The organism is Synechococcus sp. Nb3U1, assembly GCF_021533835.1.
Lineage (GTDB): Bacteria > Cyanobacteriota > Cyanobacteriia > Thermostichales > Thermostichaceae > Thermostichus.
On sequence record NZ_JAKFYQ010000001.1, the window covers coordinates 377,198 to 391,600 of the forward strand.

Below are 14,403 nucleotides of genomic sequence, written 5' to 3' on the forward strand. Positions count from 1 at the left end.
AACCAATCCAAAGTGCAGCCGGCGGAGAAGACTTTCTCTCCCAGGTTTGGGCCTGGGCTTGTTTCTGGGATCCCTGATGTTGGGGTGGGCGTTCAACCCCTTGGCTTGGGCGCAAGAGGCGGAGCCGGAAGCCGAGGCTTTTGTGCCAGGGGCTAATATCGATCCGCTCTCGCAAATCCGGGTACGCAATGAACTGGTGACGATCTGCGGCGATTACCGTTGTGAAGGCTATCGCTTTCCGGTGCGGGTGTTGATCAGCCCTGATGACACCTTGGAAACTCTGTTGGAGCGGCTGGATACGGAGATGCTGCGGGAAGTGGATCGGGTGTTTCAAACTCGGTCGGATCTGAATCGCGTCATTGTCGATGGCTATGTCTTTTCAGGGACTCCTACCTTTGTCAGCCGGGAGGTGTTGCTGCAAACGATGTTTGTCCCCCGACACCGCTGGGAGGTGGGCCGCTTTGGGTTGGAGCAGGATGCGGTTTTTTACGCCGAGTTGCTAGGGCAGGTTACCCCGCTCCTCACCCCACCCCCACCTCCGGAGTCAGAACCGGAAGAAACCTTGCCACCGCTGCCGGTTCTACCGCCTGTTGCGCCTGAACCGTTGGAGACACCGGCTCCGGAAGAAACTCCCATTCCGCAAGAGACCCCAGAAGCGCCGCCCCCGCCGGAGGGAGATATCATTGAGCGGCAGCCGATTCAACCGTAATGGGGTTGGGGGCTTCCATCCCTTTGCAACAACCTGTGTAGGCAACTCCTCCATTGCCCGGTTGAGTCCTGGGCTAGGGTGATCTAGGCTTCAAAAGAAGGGGATCCCTTCGATTCGATTGCTCTACCAGTGTGCGGCAGCATGGCAGGACATAGTAAATGGGCCAATATTAAGCGGCAAAAGGCCCGTGTAGATGCCAAGAAAGGCAGTGTGTTCACCAAACTTTCCCGAGCGATTATCGTGGCGGCTCGCAGTGGTTTACCGGATCCAGACGGGAATTTTCAGTTGCGAGCAGCGGTGGATAAGGCCAAAGCAGCGGGTATGCCCAACGAGAATATCGAACGGGCGATCGCCAAGGGATCCGGCAATTGGAGCGACGACAGTGCCCTCGAAGACGTCCGCTATGAGGGCTACGGCCCTGCGGGGGTAGCCGTTTTGATCGAGGCGATGACCGACAACCGCAACCGGACTGCGGCAGAAGTGCGCGAGGCCTTCAGCAAAACTGGCGGTAGCCTGGGGGAAACCGGCTGTGTCAGTTGGATGTTTCAGCAAAAAGGGGTGATCAGCCTCGAGGCGGTACCGGATGAAGAAGCCTTGCTCTTGGCTGTGGCCGAAGCCGGCGGAGATGACCTGAGTACCGATGGCTTGGAAGCAGAAGTGTACTGTGACTACACCCTGTTGGAGCAGGTGGCCACCCATCTCAAAAAAGAGGGCTACCACGTTCAGGATGTGGGTATTCGCTGGATCCCGTCCAACGGGGTGCAAGTGGACGATGCCGATACCGCCAAGCTGGTGCTCAATCTGATGGAGCGCCTGGATAACCTGGACGATGTGCAAAATGTCTATGCCAATTTTGAGATCGATGAGGCAGTCATGGAGAGCCTGGTCTAAAATAGGTGTTTCCAGCTCCTGCAGAAGGCCACAATCAGGGCTAACTTCTAACTTAAGGCAACAGCACGAGGGCCTCTCCAGAGGGAGAAAGGCTGCGTAGTGCTGATCTTGGGAATCCCCACTGGGAACCTTCAGCTATCGTGAAGGACAGTTTGCAACAAGGACGACTGCACGACTGATGACGGAAGAACTATTTCGGGCAGATGCCTATCTCACCACCTGCCAAGCCAAGGTGATCGCCCTTGTGGATAACGGGATCCAACTGGATCGAACGATCTTTTACCCAACAGGGGGCGGGCAACCGGGCGATACGGGATCCCTGACCACGGCGGATGGTCGCGTCATCTCGATAGTCGATACCCAAAAGCGGGAAACGGGTATTGTTCATATTCCGGCAGAGGGATCCCCATCTCTGAACATCGGGGATGAAGTTACCGCCCGCATCGATTGGGAACGCCGCTATCGCCATATGCGCATGCACACGGCTTTACACCTGCTCTGTGCGGTGGTTAAGGGTGGGGTGACCGGAGGACAAGTGGGGGAAAGCAAAAGCCGCCTAGACTTTGATATCCCTGGGGAAAAGCCCGACAAAGAAACCCTGACAGCCCGCCTGAATGAACTGGTACAGGGGAATCATGCAGTGCAGCCCCGCTGGGTCAGCGATGAAGAATTAGAGGCCAATCCCAGCCTAGTGCGCACTATGTCGGTTAAGCCCCCCACTGGCCAGGGACAAGTGCGCCTGCTGGAAATTGAGTGTGTGGATTTGCAGCCCTGCGGGGGCACTCATGTGCGGGCGACCGGAGAAATCGGCCAGTTGCTGGTGAGCAAGATCGAAAGCAAGGGCAAACAAAACCGCCGTATTGTAGTCAGCTTGGTGGATCCCTAAGACCTCCCGAGATAAGGAGGATCCGCAAAGGTTCAGCCGAGGGCTCCCTATGACCCAGTGGGTTGGGAAAACTTCAACCTGCGCGACTAGAAGGGCTCAACCATCGGCGGTTGTGAAAGCCCCCAAAGCCCCATCCACCCTAGCCTGGAGACGGGTTGATTCTGAAGTGGGAGCCTGTGCCGTCGGGAACCCCAAGAATGGGCTTTGCTCCACCGCCTGGGTGGATAGAGTAAACAAGGGGTTGGAGAGGATCCCGGCAAAGATGGTTGCCACCAGAGTAAATACCATGCCGACCCGTAGAGCTTGCATGCCTTCCTCTTGCCAGTTGGTCTCAGGGTAGTTTTGCACCGAAACCGACATCTCTTGCGGCTCTTTGACCACAATTGTTTTCACCACCCGCACGTAGTAGTAGATCGAAATAACACTGGTGACCAACCCCACCAACACGAGGGTATAGGCGCCCGCCTGCCAACCGGCCCAGAATAGATACAGCTTGCCGAAGAAGCCCGCTAGAGGAGGCAGCCCCCCCAGCGAGAGCAGACAAATGCTCAAACACAGGGTGAGGAAGGGATCCTTCTGGTAGAGGCCGCTGTACTCGTTGATTTCGTCGGTGCCGGTCTTGAGGCTGAACAGGGTAATGCACAAGAAGGCCCCCAAGTTCATGACCAGGTAGACCAACAGGTAGAAAATCAAACTGGCGTAGCCCGCTTCTGTGCCCACCACTAGCCCAATCAGGACAAAGCCCGCTTGCCCAATCGAGGAATAGGCCAGTAGCCGCTTGAGACGGGTTTGAGTGATTGCCACCACATTTCCCAGCACCATAGTCAAAATCGCCAACACCGATAAAACGGCCTGCCACTCTTCCGTCATGGCTGGGAAGACCGTTGCCAAAAACCGCACCGCCAGGGCAAACCCTGCCGCTTTGGATCCCACCGACAAGAAGGCCACCACCGGAGTTGGGGATCCCTCATAAACATCGGGCGTCCACTGGTGAAAGGGCACCGCTGCCAACTTAAAGCCGATGCCCCCAATGCAGAGCACCAAGGCGATGATCCCCACCAGGCCCGCATCCCCCATGTGCAGCGCGATCGCCTCCAGATGGGTTTGCCCACCCGACAGGCCGTAGAGCAGCGACATGCCGTAGAGGAAAATTGCCGTGCTACTGGCCCCGATCAAGAGATACTTCAGGGCCGCCTCCGAGGAGCGCGGATCTTTTTTGGTGTAGCCGGCCATCAGGTAGCTGGCGATGCCCAGAGTTTCCAAGGCAACAAAGACCATGATTAGATCGGTAGCACCCGAGAGGAACATGCCCCCCACGGTAGCCGTGAGCAACAACACATAAAACTCGCCGGTGGCCGTCCCCGACTGGACAATGTAGCGCTCCGCCATCATCACCGTCAGCAGAGCTGTACCCACCACCAAGCCCCGGAACAAAATGCTGACGGGATCTGCCGCGAAGCTCCCCAAAAAGCTCTCCGGTTGCGGCTGCTGCCACTGCAAAACTAGAGTGACCAAAGCCCCGACTAGGCCCAAGATCGATAGAACCGGCAGGCTTTTGCGAACGGATGAGCCGCCCACCAAGTCCACCACTAGCACCAACAGGAGGGTGAGAGTGACGACTACCTCCGGCCAAATGGCACCGGCATGCAAACTTGCGGTTGGGGCAAAGATGTCCATAAGGAGAATCTATGAAGAGAGATTACAAGTGGACTGCCCCCAGCATACCGCGATTTATTTCCCGCTCTCATTTGTATCTCTCAATCGTCTCAATAGAGCTTGGCACTAGAGGTGAGCACCAATTTCAGACGGGCATGGATCAGATCCAACTGGGCCAACCCCAGGTCAATTTCTCCGTCGATGACAATGCCGGTGTTGATCAGCCGATCCAAGAGTTCCAATAGGGATCCTTCGCGGTGGGGCTGTCCAGGGTAGTAGTCCCCTTTGCGGGGCAAGAGGGTGCCCAAATCCCCGAGATCCACATTTAAGTCGGCGGGGTCAATCTGAAAAATGTCGCAAATGTGCCAAATCTGATCCCGTAGGGTTTGCAGGCTGGTACCGGCCCGTTCAATTTGTTCTGGCGAGAGGCGATTTGCCTCCATTTGGCGCACCACCTGGGCTTCCATGAGCTGCCGCAACAGTTCCACCAAAGTCAGCACCAGCGAGGCCAAACCTGCCTCCGGTCGCTCCTGGGAATGGATGAGCGGGGATCCCGACGGGGCCATTTGGCTCAGCTCTTCCGGTTGAGCAGGGGTAATGGAAAGGCGGGGCAAAGGATCTGCTGCCGGAGTCGAGATCCAGTGATCGAAGGGCTGAGACAGTTGCGCCAACTCCAGCAGATGCAGACGGGGATCGCAGGCGGCCTGTTGGCGTTCTTCCGGCAGGTTATAGCCCCAACCGGCCAGAAACAAAACTAAATCCTGCAGGGCGGGTACCGCTTTGACCTGCTCCAGGGTCTGCAGGCGATCCTCCACAAACCACAGATCGGCAGCAGGCAGTTGGGCTGCCGAGAGCAACCGTTGCAAGGTTGTGGATTTGGAGGCACGTACCTCTTTACCCAAAATGTGGTGGCGCGGTAGCTGGATCCCTTCCCCCCGTAGCAGTTGCTCGATAAACCGCCCCTCTTTGGTGCTGATGATCACCAGGCGTGGATCCCCGGCAGTCCTCATCTGGCGCAACCAAGCTCCAACCCCAGGGTAAAACCGATGCAACCCCAGCCAACTCTGTAGATCCGAGCCCATCCACTCATCCCGCACCTGATCCAGGGTTTGGGCCAAGGCGTTCGGAGGGATCCCGGATTGTTGTAACAACTGCTGCCGCTGGGTGGGCCAATCCTGCCGCAGATCCGGCTCTGGGATCCCCTGCTGCAACCCCCACACCAGCAAGGGCATTTCCCAGCCGGTCTCGATCAAAGGGCGTAGGCGATCAAAGGCGGGACGCAAGGGATCCAACTGGGCATCGGCAAGCCCCCAAATCTGCTGGCAAACCCGAACAGCGGTGGCGAAATACTCCGCCAACCCATCGCAAATCACCCCATCAAAATCTAGAGCCAAAAGGCGGGGGTGCATGGGTGAGGCCCCCTAGAGCAGCAGCTCGCTCAGGATTCTGAGATGGTCACGGACTTGATTTCCACCGGAGCTACCGGGCGATCCTGAGGTCCGGTGCGAGCGGTTGCGATGGCATCTAGCACCTCGTCCCCCTCGATCAGTTGCCCAAAGATCGTGTAGTTGGGGGGGAGGGGATAGTCGGCGTGCATGATGAAAAATTGGCTGCCGTTGGTGTTGGGTCCAGCATTGGCCATGGCCAAAATGCCACGATTGTAGGGGCGCTGCACCGGCTCATCCTGAAAGCGATACCCCGGCCCACCGCGTCCGGTACCTGTGGGATCCCCGCCTTGGATCATGAAACCCCGAATCACCCGGTGAAAAATCACCCCATCGTAGAAATTCTCATTGGCCAAAAAGACGAAATTGTTGACGGTGAGGGGAGCCTCTTGCGGGAACAGTTCCAGCGTCATCGTTCCGGCGGTGGTCTCCAGGGTGGCCGTGTAGGACTTAGCCGGGTCGATCACCATCGGAGGGGGACTGTCGTAGGTTTTCACTTCTTTGCCCAATTGTTGTGCCAGGAGCAAATCATAGGAAGAATGCGGGCTAGCCGAGACGGGAAGAATGCTTAACCCCACCCAAAACAACACCATTAGCACCGTCAGCTTTAACAGGTGGGCCATCCTAGGTTGCACGCGCATGTCACTTGCAAGAACGCTCCGTGATTATCCTACCCTCTCTTAAGGTTTTCTGGAGGCTAATGGGATCCTGTGCGGGGATCTACTAATCTGTGTGGGGATCTGGTTTTTGCCAGAGTCCGTCTGGCCGTCACTGAGGTGTAACTGTGGAAACTGCCATCGAGTGGATCACCGCCCATGAGATCCTCGACTCCCGAGGACGACCTACCCTGGAAACCCTGGTGGGCTTAGCCAATGGGGCAACCGGCTTGGCACAAGTTCCCAGCGGGGCCTCTACCGGCACCTTTGAAGCCCACGAACTGCGGGATGGGGATCCGCACCGCTATGATGGCAAGGGCGTATTGCAGGCGGTGGAAAACATTCTCAGTGAAATTCAACCGGAGCTACAGGGGGAAGATGCCCTAGAACAGGCTCAAATCGACCAGTTGATGATCGACCTGGATGGCACCCCCAACAAATCTCGCCTGGGGGCCAACGCCATTTTGGGGGTTTCCCTGGCAACAGCCAAGGCGGCAGCAGATGCAGTGGGCCTGCCCCTCTACAGGTATCTGGGTGGGCCTTTTGCCAATTTGCTGCCGGTGCCGTTGATGAATGTGCTCAATGGCGGTGCCCATGCCGACAACAACGTCGATATCCAAGAATTCATGATCGTGCCCATCGGGGCAGCCAGCTTTCGAGAGGCGCTGCGCTACGGGGCGGAGGTATTTGCGGTACTGAAGAAAGTGTTGCACCAGAAGGGGCTGACCACCAGTGTTGGGGATGAAGGCGGGTTTGCCCCCAACCTCGACTCCAATGCCGCGGCTTTGGATCTGTTGATCACAGCAATCGAGCAGGCGGGCTACAAACTGGGGGAAGATATCGCCCTGGCGCTGGATGTAGCCGCCAACGAGCTGCTGCAGGATGGGCAGTACCACTTTGAGGGAAAAGTCCGCAGCGCCGCGGAGATGGTGACTTACTACGAGCAACTGCTGGACAACTACCCGATTCTCTCCATTGAGGATGGCTTGGCGGAAGAGGATTGGGCCGGCTGGCAAGCCCTGAATGCCCAGTTGGGATCCCGGCTGCAATTGGTGGGGGATGACCTGTTTGTTACCAATCTCACCCGTCTGCAGAAGGGCATCGACAGTGCTGCCGCCAACGCCATTTTGATCAAGCTGAACCAGATCGGCACCCTCACGGAAACCGTCTCCGCCATCCAACTGGCCACCCAATCGGGTTTTCGGTCAGTGATCAGCCATCGCTCCGGCGAAACCGAAGATACCACCATTGCCGACTTGGCGGTGGCCACCCGGGCCGGACAGATCAAAACCGGATCCCTCTGTCGCAGCGAACGTATTGCCAAGTACAACCAGTTGCTGCGCATCGAAGATGAGCTGGGAGAGGCGGCCATCTATGCCGGTCGGGCCGGATTAGGCTTGAAAAATAGCTGAACTGAGCTCTAGGAACGGCAGGTGCGGGATTCTCGGGTGAGCTAGAGCAAATACTGGGCCCACTCTTCCACCACTTCGGGGGTGCCATACCAGCGCCGTCCGCCCCGCCCGGAATGGTAACAATCGGGCAAGGTGATGTTGGTAGCCCCCTGCAAATGGGCGGCCTCGATCGGGGTGATGCCATCCCCCCACAGTTCCCCTTGGCCGGCGGTGAGCAGATAGCTGTTGTAGGCCAGCCAAGTGAGGTAGTTCTCCCGCAGGGATCCCAGCCCCAATTGCTGCCCCCGAATGACTTTGCCCGCCACGCAAATGTAGTTCACCTGCGGCCAGAAAGCGCCGGGATAGTGATCATTGACAAAGTCCAAATTGCGCTTTGTCCAGCGTTCTTGACTGGTATGGGGGGATCCCAGGCTGATCAACGTGGCAACCTGATCTCGCCCCCCCCACACCTGCCCCCAGTAGGGTACGGATCCTAAGTAGATACGCGCAATCCAGCCGCCCGCTGAGTGGGCCACCAAGTTGACCTGTTTAGTGCCAAACTCCTGCAGTGTCTGTTGCAGGGTGGTATGCAAAACCTTGAGGATGGGGGTGATCGGCCTTCCTCCCACCGTTGGCAGCCAACTGCGCACCCGCAAAGGCACCACCCGTGCCGGAAAACCGCATGCTTCCAGAGTTTGGCACAAAGGCTCGTATTCCAGGGCACCCGCCAGATAACCGGGCAAAATCACCGTTGGCAAAGGATTCATGGGCTAGCGCGGGTACCAAAACATGCCCTTGATCCCTTCGGGATCCGGGGTGAACCCCAGCCGTTCATAAAAGCTGACCACCCCTTGATCGGCAAACAGAGTGATGTTGCTGATGTCTTGGGCGCGGAGCTCGCGGATCACCTTTTCCATCATCACTTTCCCCAAGCCTTTGCCCTGAAAATCGGGGTGAACCACCACATCCCAAATGGTGGCATTAAAAGCGTGGTCGGAAGTCGCACGGGCAAAGCCAATTAAACGGCGATAGTTGCCCCGCTGCTGCCACATCGATACCACCAAAAAACTATGGTGCAGGGCCTTTTTCACCTTGTGAATAGGGCGGCGCGACCACCCAACAGCATCACAAAGCTCCTCCAGTTCATACAGATCCAGATCCGGATCAAGGCTGAACAGGATCGACTCCCCCCTCACCGCCACCGCTTCCTGGCGATGACTGGCTTTGGCTGTTCGCGTCAACTCCTTCGCCGAAACTGTCTCTGTTGCCCCGAACAGGCCCTTCCAAAAGCTCATTTGGATAATGCGGAATGAAAGCCTACATCTGAGTTTGGCAGGCGTGTCATTAGTATAGCCAGGATTGGGGTGAGGAAAAGCCGGATCTGGGCCTGAACAGGTGCTTCTGCGCAGGCTTGGGGCCGGTCTTCATCAGAGACTGAAAGGAAGGACAAGATCTACTCTTACGGCTCTATAAACAGACTATGGCTCTTCCTGGCACCGGTACGCTTGTAAATACCCTCGCCATTATGGTGGGTAGCGCCATTGGCTGGGGATTGGGCAGCCGTCTGCCGGAACGAATCGGCCAAACCGTGTTGCAAGCACTGGGATCCCTAGTATTGATCTTGGGCATCCAGATGGCCCTCACCCTCAGCAGTGCTGCCCAGTCGGTGACCGTCTTGATTGCCCTAGTATTGGGGGCGGTGTTGGGGGAGTGGATCAACATCGAAGCCGCCTTCGAGCGAGTTGGGCAAGCCCTAGAAAAACAAATGAGCTGCTGGTTTGGCTCCAGCCCAATCACTCAAGCCTTCGTCGTCACCAGCATCCTGTTTGTGGTCGGCCCCATGACGTTGCTGGGATCCATTCAGGATGGCCTCGGGGATCCCTCGCTGTTGTTGATCAAGGCGGCCTTAGATGGGATTGCCACCATCGCCTTTACCACCAGCCTCGGTTGGGGCACCCTGTTTTCCGCTGTGCCGGTGCTTCTGTTTCAGGGGGGAGTGGCTCTGTTGGCGCGGCAGTTGCAGCCCCTACTGCGCCCAGAGATGATCGCGGCTTTGGAGGCCACCGGCGGGATCCTGATCTTGGGTATCGGCATCAACCTGCTCGGCCTGACACGCCTGCGGGTGGGGAATCTATTGCCAGCTCTGCTGATCGTGGAGCTGCTGGTGGGATTGCTGACGGTCTGGGATCTAAACTTTTAGCTAATCGGCGGGTAGACCGCAGGTCGTTCCTAGCCCCGCACTGTCCCAGAGGTCAGCATCAGGATGAAAGTTTATATCAGCGCCGATATCGAGGGGATCACCGCCATCGACCATTGGGATGAAGCCACCATCGGCCAACCGGGCTATGAGCTGTTTCGGGAGCAAATGACCCGTGAAGTCATTGCCGCTTGCGAGGGATCCCTGGCTGCCGGAGCCACCCATATCACCGTCAAAGATGCCCATGATTCTGGGCGTAATCTTATCCCTGACCGACTTCCCGAGGCGGTACACCTGATCCGTGGCTGGAGCGGGCACCCCTACTGCATGGTGCAGGAGTTGGATCGCAGTTACGATGCTTTGATCCTGATTGGCTACCATTCCCCTGCCGGATCCGGTGCCAACCCCCTCGCCCACACCTACACCACCGAAGTGAGCCAAATCCGACTGAATGGCCAACGCATTGCCGAGTTCCATTTGGTCAGCTTCACCGCCGCCTACGAAGGAATCCCGGTGGTTTTTCTGTCCGGAGATGCCGATCTGTGTGCCGCTGCCAAAGCCTATGATCCTAAAATTCAAACTGTAATCACCCACACAGGGATTGGCCAATCGGTGATTGCCCAGCATCCGCAGCGCGCTATACAAGCCATCCGACAAGGGGTAGAAGGATCCCTGAGGCAGTTAAAGGAGTATCAACCTCGCCCACTCCCGGCTCACTTTCTCCTGGAAGTGGACTACAAAGAGCCTACCCGCGCCTATCGCAAGTCTTTTTATCCCGGTTGCCAGTTGGTTTCGGATTCTACGGTTCATCTGGAGGTTGCCGATTGGTTCGAGGTGTTGCGGGCCCTGGAGTTCATCGTGCTGAGCTAGCCAGGGAGGCGTCGGTTAGCAACTGTTTGGCGGCCTCTTTCAAACGGTTCTCTGAGAGGTCGGGCAGCTCAATCCGAGTGCAGATGCGATTAAAATCTCGCTGCAACCCATACTGATAGGTGGGATCGTAGTGCTGCTCCAGCAGCTCCTGCACAAATAAGGGCCAATCTTTGTTCTCGATCAGCTCAAACCACCGTTGCAAACGGGCTTTCCCGTAGCGCGGTTTTAAGGGCAGCAGTTTCTGTTTTAACACCTGCGGATGCTCGATCCAGTGGGGATAGTGGGCGATCAACCCCGCCACTCGCTCGGCCATGGGTAGGCGTACCTCCACACAATCGGCCTCGGTGAGGGCTTGCCAAAGGGTGGGTGGGAGATGGAGCTGGCCTACCTTGGCACTTTCCGATTCCACCCACACCAACCGGGTGGGATCCCAGCCCAAAAAGGCTTGCAGCAGCTGGCTCTCAAACCCCTTTTGACTGGGTTGTGGCAACTGCCACTCTGCCCCCAGTAGGGATCCCCGATGACGGGCCAACCCCTCTAAGTCCAGTACCTGTGCCCCCTGCACCCGCATTTGATGGAGTAACTGCGTTTTGCCGCTCCCCGTTGCTCCAGACAAAACCCGGTAAGTAAACAGTTGCGGTAGGGTCTGAAGCTGCCTGCGCACCCAAGCTCGGTAGGTCTTGTATCCTCCTTCCACCACCGTGACCAGCCAGCCCACCTGGGACAACACCAGGGCTAAACTGCCGGAGCGCTGCCCCCCACGCCAGCAGTAGATCAAGGGGCGATAGTCAGGGTCTTTCTCGGCAAAATGAGTTTGTAAGTGGCGGCTGATGTTCTGAGCCACCAGGCTAGCCCCCCGTTTGCGGGCCGTGAAGGGATCCACCTGCTTATAGAGCGTTCCCACCTCCGCCCGTTCCGCATCCTCCAAAACCGGCAGATTAATCGCCCCCGGCCAATGATCCTCCGCAAACTCCGCCGGAGAGCGCACATCGATGATTTCGCTATAGCTGTGGAACCAAGGTTCTGCCGTGAATTGAATCGGGGGAGACACAAGCCCAGAGATAAAAATGGCAAACTTTGTTTTATCTTGGCAGGTCTTGGGACTTGGCCAGGGATCCTTGCTCCAGATTCAAGATTCACCTTGCGAGAAGGATTGGGCAACCCTAGAGTAATATCACCCCAATTTGCGACCAGATGATCCATTCTTTCGCCAGAGGTGCCATGGGATCCTACGTTGCGGCAGAACCCTACCCTTATCCTTACAATGGCGACCTACGGCCCGACAATACCGCCCTGATCGTCATCGATATGCAGACGGATTTCTGCGGCGTTGGCGGCTATGTGGACAAAATGGGCTACGACCTCTCCCTCACCCGTGCCCCAATCGAGCCGATTCGTCGAGTTTTGGCGGTGATGCGGGACAAGGGCTTTTTGATTTTGCATACCCGCGAAGGTCATCGTCCCGATCTCTCAGATCTGCCGGAAAACAAACGCTGGCGCAGTCAACGCATTGGGGCAGGCATCGGGGATCCCGGCCCATGTGGGCGCATTTTGATCCGAGGGGAGCCAGGCTGGGAGATCATCCCCGAATTGGCACCCCTTCCAGGAGAGGTAATCATCGACAAACCCGGCAAGGGATCTTTCTACGCCACCGATTTGGACTTGATCCTGAAGCGCAAAGGCATCCAAAACCTAATCCTGACGGGTATTACCACCGATGTGTGTGTCCACACCACCATGCGGGATGCCAACGACCGTGGTTATGAATGTTTGTTGCTGTCCGATTGCACAGGTGCCACAGACTACGGAAATTATCTCGCGGCTCTGAAAATGATACAGATGCAAGGCGGTGTTTTCGGAGCAGTCGCCAGTTCTGCGGCTTTGCTCGAGATACTCAAGGGAGTTGAGGGGTGAAGCTCAAGGTTGTTCTGGAGCCCAGTAAAAATCCTCAAGCAAGCCCTGCTTGATTTAGACCATTGATTTAGACCATTTTTTAGAGCTCCTCAAATTCAATTCATGTACCGTCCTTGTCACCCACCAGATAATCCCCTCAGGAGATCTTTCCATCCATGACCACCACCGCCCGATCCCAAGTCTCCACGACCCAAGAAGCCCCTCCAGAACTGGAAGCCGTCAACATTACCAAACGATTTGGATCCCTGGTGGCTCTAGACCACGTTTCCATGAAGCTAAGGCCGGGATCCTTCCATGCCCTTCTGGGAGAAAATGGAGCCGGTAAAAGCACCTTGGTTAAGTGCATCATGGGCTTTTATCATGCCGACTCTGGGGATATTTGTATTGGCAAACGAGCCCGTGCCATCAACAGTCCACGCGATGCCTACCACTACGGCATTGGCATGGTATACCAACATTTCACCTCTGTACCTGCCATGACCGTGGCGGAAAACTTAGTGTTGGCCCGTCCTGATCTACCGCTGGTAATCAACTGGAAAGAGGAGCAAGAAAAGTTGGCTGCCTTCATGGAAACAGCTCCGTTTCAGGTGAACTTACGGGCCTCTATTTCCGATTTGGCAGCAGGAGAAAAACAAAAAGTAGAAATTCTCAAGCAACTTTATTTGAATACCAAAATCCTGATTTTGGATGAGCCGACTTCTGTTCTCACCCCCGAGGAAGCCGACGAAGTCTTGGGCCTTGTACGTCGTTCGGTGGAAGCTGGAGAATTGAGCGTCTTGCTGATTACCCACAAATTTCGGGAGGTGAATGCCTTTGCCGATGAGGTGACGGTGTTGCGGCGTGGAAAATTGGCCGGCCACGGTGAGGTGAAGGATCTGTCTACAGCAGAGATGGCTGAGATGATGCTGGGCCAGCAACGGGTGCAGGTGCAACTGGAAAAAGCCCTAGGCGAAACGGGATCCCCCCTCCTGCAAATTGAAGGGATCCATGCCGATAAAGACAATGGCTTGCCCGCTGTACGGGGGGTAACCTTAACAGTTCATGGCGGTGAGATCGTCGGGATCGCAGGGGTTTCCGGCAATGGCCAACGGGAATTGATGGAGGTTCTGGCGGGGCAGCGGATGGCCACGGGGGGTCAAATCAAGGTGAATGGACAACTGTATACGGCAACCCGGGCAGAAATGGTGCGTCACCGAGTTTGCTGCCTGCCGGAGGAACCTTTGAGAAATGCCTCAATCCCCAATATGAGCGTTGGGGAAAACCTGGCTCTGCGCTGTTACGACCGGGATCCGATGGCGAAAGGCTGGATGTTGATCTGGCAAGAAATTTGGCGCTCTGCCCGGGCCTTGATCGGGCAATTTAAGGTGAAAACACCTACCGCCCAGACCCCGATTGGCAACTTGTCGGGTGGCAATGTGCAGCGGGCGGTTCTGGCTCGGGAATTATCCGGGGATCCGCAAATTTTGATTGCTGCGAACCCTTGTTTTGGCCTAGATTTTGCGGCAGTAGACTACATTCATTCCCAAATTGTGGATGCCCGCAACCGGGGGGTTGCCGTTTTGCTGATGAGCGAAGATCTGGATGAACTGCTGAAACTTTCCGATCGCTTGGTGGTGATGGCGGGAGGTCAATTCGTCTACGAAAGTCCCATCGGCAGTGCGGATCTCAAGGAGATTGGCCACAAGATGGGCGGTCACTAGCGGTAGAAGAAGGGAGTGCCTTGATCAAATCTAGTCTAGATCAATCAAACCAGGTCAAATCTAGATCAACTAGATCAAAATGTCGGGG

14 protein-coding genes are annotated in these 14,403 nt (G+C 56.5%); 8 read left to right on the forward strand and 6 right to left on the reverse strand.

All coding sequences use genetic code 11. The features are described from left to right. The first annotated feature begins 76 nt into the window (after positions 1-76). The 3 genes from L1047_RS01715 to L1047_RS01725 all read left to right on the forward strand — a co-directional run bounded on the left by L1047_RS01715 (position 77) and on the right by L1047_RS01725 (position 2,486). Complete coding sequence (locus L1047_RS01715; RefSeq protein ID WP_235276934.1) at positions 77-709, forward strand: hypothetical protein; 633 nt, start codon at positions 77-79, stop codon at positions 707-709. A 141-nt stretch (positions 710-850) separates the two neighbouring features. Continuing rightward, positions 851-1,600: a YebC/PmpR family DNA-binding transcriptional regulator gene (locus tag L1047_RS01720; RefSeq protein WP_235276936.1), complete on the forward strand. Its 750-nt coding sequence runs from the start codon at positions 851-853 to the stop codon at positions 1,598-1,600. A 178-nt stretch (positions 1,601-1,778) separates the two neighbouring features. Then, positions 1,779-2,486, forward strand: a complete 708-nt coding sequence (locus tag L1047_RS01725) for an alanyl-tRNA editing protein (protein WP_235276937.1) — start codon at positions 1,779-1,781, stop codon at positions 2,484-2,486. A 96-nt stretch (positions 2,487-2,582) separates the two neighbouring features. Here the strand turns inward: L1047_RS01725 and L1047_RS01730 are convergent, their stop codons facing one another. From L1047_RS01730 to L1047_RS01740, 3 genes are all read right to left on the reverse strand, one after another. Next, positions 2,583-4,163 carry an NAD(P)H-quinone oxidoreductase subunit N gene (locus tag L1047_RS01730; RefSeq protein ID WP_235276938.1) on the reverse strand — a complete coding sequence of 527 codons (1,581 nt, stop codon included), beginning with the start codon at positions 4,161-4,163 and terminating at the stop codon, positions 2,583-2,585. 89 nt (positions 4,164-4,252) lie between these two features. Continuing rightward, positions 4,253-5,551, reverse strand: a complete 1,299-nt coding sequence (gene gvpJ, locus L1047_RS01735; RefSeq protein ID WP_235276939.1) for a gas vesicle protein K — start codon at positions 5,549-5,551, stop codon at positions 4,253-4,255. A 29-nt stretch (positions 5,552-5,580) separates the two neighbouring features. Beyond that, on the reverse strand, positions 5,581-6,228 hold the full coding sequence (locus tag L1047_RS01740; RefSeq protein WP_443081672.1) for a peptidylprolyl isomerase: 648 nt from the start codon (positions 6,226-6,228) through the stop codon (positions 5,581-5,583). A 143-nt stretch (positions 6,229-6,371) separates the two neighbouring features. Between L1047_RS01740 and eno the strand changes: the two genes are divergently transcribed. Further along, positions 6,372-7,655 carry a phosphopyruvate hydratase gene (eno, locus tag L1047_RS01745; protein WP_235276940.1) on the forward strand — a complete coding sequence of 428 codons (1,284 nt, stop codon included), beginning with the start codon at positions 6,372-6,374 and terminating at the stop codon, positions 7,653-7,655. A 41-nt stretch (positions 7,656-7,696) separates the two neighbouring features. Here eno and L1047_RS01750 read toward each other — a convergent pair whose 3' ends face one another. Further along, positions 7,697-8,401, reverse strand: coding sequence for an esterase/lipase family protein (locus L1047_RS01750; protein ID WP_235276941.1), 705 nt, complete (start codon positions 8,399-8,401; stop codon positions 7,697-7,699). Positions 8,402-8,404: 3 nt separating this feature from the next. After that, positions 8,405-8,929, reverse strand: a complete 525-nt coding sequence (locus L1047_RS01755) for a GNAT family N-acetyltransferase (RefSeq protein ID WP_235276943.1) — start codon at positions 8,927-8,929, stop codon at positions 8,405-8,407. Between the two features lie 185 nt (positions 8,930-9,114). On the opposite strand from L1047_RS01755, the gene L1047_RS01760 reads away from it, so the two are divergent. Together L1047_RS01760 and L1047_RS01765 are read left to right on the forward strand one after the other, a co-directional pair. Continuing rightward, positions 9,115-9,834, forward strand: coding sequence for a DUF554 domain-containing protein (locus tag L1047_RS01760; RefSeq protein ID WP_235276945.1), 720 nt, complete (start codon positions 9,115-9,117; stop codon positions 9,832-9,834). Positions 9,835-9,897: 63 nt separating this feature from the next. Then, entirely contained in the window at positions 9,898-10,701 is an 804-nt protein-coding gene (locus tag L1047_RS01765; RefSeq protein WP_235276947.1) for a M55 family metallopeptidase, read from the forward strand. Here the strand turns inward: L1047_RS01765 and mnmH are convergent. Next, the gene (gene mnmH, locus L1047_RS01770; protein ID WP_235276949.1) at positions 10,685-11,752 is read right to left on the reverse strand and encodes a tRNA 2-selenouridine(34) synthase MnmH; all 1,068 of its coding nucleotides are present in this window, start codon (positions 11,750-11,752) and stop codon (positions 10,685-10,687) included. The genes L1047_RS01765 and mnmH overlap by 17 nt on opposite strands. Positions 11,753-11,922: 170 nt before the next feature. On the opposite strand from mnmH, the gene biuH reads away from it, so the two are divergent. Beyond that, positions 11,923-12,615 (forward strand): biuret amidohydrolase, encoded by a 693-nt coding sequence (biuH, locus tag L1047_RS01775; protein ID WP_235276951.1) that lies wholly within the window; start codon positions 11,923-11,925, stop codon positions 12,613-12,615. Between the two features lie 155 nt (positions 12,616-12,770). Continuing rightward, positions 12,771-14,315 (forward strand): ABC transporter ATP-binding protein, encoded by a 1,545-nt coding sequence (locus L1047_RS01780; RefSeq protein WP_235276953.1) that lies wholly within the window; start codon positions 12,771-12,773, stop codon positions 14,313-14,315. The last annotated feature ends 88 nt before the right edge of the window (positions 14,316-14,403 follow it).

What these genes read in the sequence shown, in the direction of transcription:
- L1047_RS01715 (WP_235276934.1), top strand. Translation starts at nt 77, where the DNA reads ATGTTGGGGTGGGCGTTCAACCCCTTGGCTTGGGCGCAAGAGGCGGAG.
- L1047_RS01725 (WP_235276937.1), top strand. Translation starts at nt 1,779, where the DNA reads ATGACGGAAGAACTATTTCGGGCAGATGCCTATCTCACCACCTGCCAA.
- L1047_RS01760 (WP_235276945.1), top strand. Translation starts at nt 9,115, where the DNA reads ATGGCTCTTCCTGGCACCGGTACGCTTGTAAATACCCTCGCCATTATG.
- biuH (WP_235276951.1), top strand. Translation starts at nt 11,923, where the DNA reads ATGGGATCCTACGTTGCGGCAGAACCCTACCCTTATCCTTACAATGGC.
- L1047_RS01750 (WP_235276941.1), bottom strand. Translation starts at nt 8,401, where the DNA reads ATGAATCCTTTGCCAACGGTGATTTTGCCCGGTTATCTGGCGGGTGCC.
- L1047_RS01740 (WP_443081672.1), bottom strand. Translation starts at nt 6,228, where the DNA reads ATGCGCGTGCAACCTAGGATGGCCCACCTGTTAAAGCTGACGGTGCTA.
- L1047_RS01730 (WP_235276938.1), bottom strand. Translation starts at nt 4,163, where the DNA reads ATGGACATCTTTGCCCCAACCGCAAGTTTGCATGCCGGTGCCATTTGG.
- L1047_RS01765 (WP_235276947.1), top strand. Translation starts at nt 9,898, where the DNA reads ATGAAAGTTTATATCAGCGCCGATATCGAGGGGATCACCGCCATCGAC.
- gvpJ (WP_235276939.1), bottom strand. Translation starts at nt 5,551, where the DNA reads ATGCACCCCCGCCTTTTGGCTCTAGATTTTGATGGGGTGATTTGCGAT.
- L1047_RS01780 (WP_235276953.1), top strand. Translation starts at nt 12,771, where the DNA reads ATGACCACCACCGCCCGATCCCAAGTCTCCACGACCCAAGAAGCCCCT.
- L1047_RS01720 (WP_235276936.1), top strand. Translation starts at nt 851, where the DNA reads ATGGCAGGACATAGTAAATGGGCCAATATTAAGCGGCAAAAGGCCCGT.
- L1047_RS01755 (WP_235276943.1), bottom strand. Translation starts at nt 8,929, where the DNA reads ATGAGCTTTTGGAAGGGCCTGTTCGGGGCAACAGAGACAGTTTCGGCG.